The sequence below is a fragment of the Empedobacter sp. 225-1 genome (assembly GCF_030328185.1).
GTDB lineage: Bacteria > Bacteroidota > Bacteroidia > Flavobacteriales > Weeksellaceae > Empedobacter > Empedobacter stercoris.
The window spans coordinates 1-2241 of record NZ_JACALO010000080.1; the positions used below are offsets into that span (position 1 = coordinate 1).

1 protein-coding gene is annotated in these 2241 nt (G+C 25.5%); it reads left to right on the forward strand.

Annotated elements, in window-relative coordinates; translation table 11 throughout:
• The first annotated feature begins 306 nt into the window (after positions 1-306).
• The gene (locus tag HX088_RS13775) at positions 307-1314 is read left to right on the forward strand and encodes a replication initiation protein (protein WP_286484472.1); all 1008 of its coding nucleotides are present in this window, start codon (positions 307-309) and stop codon (positions 1312-1314) included.
• Positions 1315-2241: the final 927 nt, after the last annotated feature.

A 2241-nucleotide genomic window follows, 5' to 3' on the forward strand; every position in this document is an offset into this window, starting at 1 on the left:
AGTGATTTTTCGAAGAAAATCACACCCTTAAAAACTAAAAAATTACCATGTTTTTGTATTAATTAAACATAGCTTATCTAACATTACTTATCGACTTTCGACAAAAAACGGATATACATTTGATTACCATACAAGTTACGAGGGTTTTAAAAAATCTAACTATTACTTTTTGAATACTTAACTATTACTTTTCGAATACTTTTTTTTACTCTAACTATTACTTTTTGAATACATACTATTACTTGTGTTTTGTAAGTAATATTTGTTTATATTTGTATTCATCAGGTAATAATACAACTCTAAACTATGATTATTAACAACAAGGAGGTTTTACAGTCTTATATATTGACAACTGCTAAATACGACTACTCTGTTTATGAAAAAAGAATTTTATACCGTATAATTGAATTAAATCAAAGTTTAATTGAAGGTAAAAAATTAAACCAAAATTATGCTATAGAAAAAGACATTTACGATGATGTTAAATACACTTTACCTATTTCAGCTTTCTTAAATAATAAAGAAGATCGTGAAGATAAAAATCATGCAAGAATAAAAACTGCTCTTAAGAGTTTACAAAAGAAAGTAATATCCTATGACGATGAAGACGAGTATAAAAGCGATGGTATCATTTTCAAAGTAAGAATCAACAAATATTCTCATTCGGTTTCTTTCTTCGTTGCTGATTGGATATATCAAACATTAATGGACTTTTCTAAAGGTTTTAGAAAATATGAACTTGCTACAGCTATGAAATTCGAAAGCGTTTATGCTATGCGTTTCTATGAATTACTTTCAGAACAAAAAAAACCTATCAACTACTCAATTGATTCTCTTAAAGAAATGTTTGGCTTAGAAGATAAATATAAACTAACTGCAAACTTTATCAATAAAGTTATTATTCCTGCAAAAAAGGAATTAGATGAAAAAAGTCCATATACTTTTAACTATGAAAAATTGACAACAGGAAGAAAAACTACTGGCATCAAATTCATTCCAATATATCAACCTCAATTTGAAGATACAGAATTAAAGAAAAAACAGCAAAATAAACAAATATCAAAACGATGGTTTATTCCTAAAAATACAGAAGATTATTTAAAGTACAATTACGAGTTTACCGATAAAGAATTAAAAAATAATCTCAATTTATTTGAAAATTTATATAACAATTTATCTGAAGAAAAGCTTTTAGATTTTTTAGTTGAACTAAGAGAACCATCAAGCTATGCAAATAATAGAAAAGCTTTTGTTATTGGTTCTTTAAAAAAGAAATCTGAACAGATTTTCGAAGAAAAGTATTTAAAAAAGTAGTATGACAAAAGTATGACCTCCAAATGGAGGTTTTTTTATGTCATTATTCTAAGCTTTTTTTGTTACAAAAAACACCTTGTTATATTTTCTTTTGATTAGATAAATTTCATTTTATACAACTTAGTATTTCTATAAAATACATACCGTTTAAAAACAAGCTAACTATACTTAATATCAGTAATTTATACGTTAAATACATACTTTATTTTAAATAAAGTATGTATTTAAACTTGTAAATATTTGTAAATCATAGGAATAGAATTTTGAATCTCGGTCTCCGTGATTCCGTCTTGCTATTCCTACTTTCATTCGGAATACTATTTTTTCATCTCAATTTCACAATTTAAAATCGTGTAGAAAGAGTAAAAATATATTATCTATATATTAATAACGAATTGACTATAAGATGTTTAACATTATTTTTAAAACAATTATATATGATTTATATATTTTTAAGAAAATAAAAATATATAAAATATTGATAACCAACAAAATACAAACTGCTCCCGCTGTTTCCTCTTGCTCAAAAAATCTAATTGAAATTTTAAGAAATTTTTTAAGAAAAATTAGCTTGCAAAAAATACATTTTAGAAAAGAAAAAACGAAAAAAAAGAAAGCCATTTCAACAAGTGCAGCATCACTAAATTTTATATAAAAAGTGAAACGGCTTTATGCTAAAATTTAATGGTGCGAAACTTACCTTTGTTTTCTTTTGATTTGTTTGGAGAAGCTCCAGATAAAATGCTGTTGGAAGAATTATAACTCTTGATGAATTTTATTCGCAATCACATGAGCGGTATTTTTTACATAAGGATCTGAATAGGCTTCATCGGCATTTGAAATAAAGTGCCTTAAAATGGCTTCAAGTGCATAAGCTTCATGATACTTGAATGAGATTGTAAATATTTTATCGTTTTTACGCTCTGT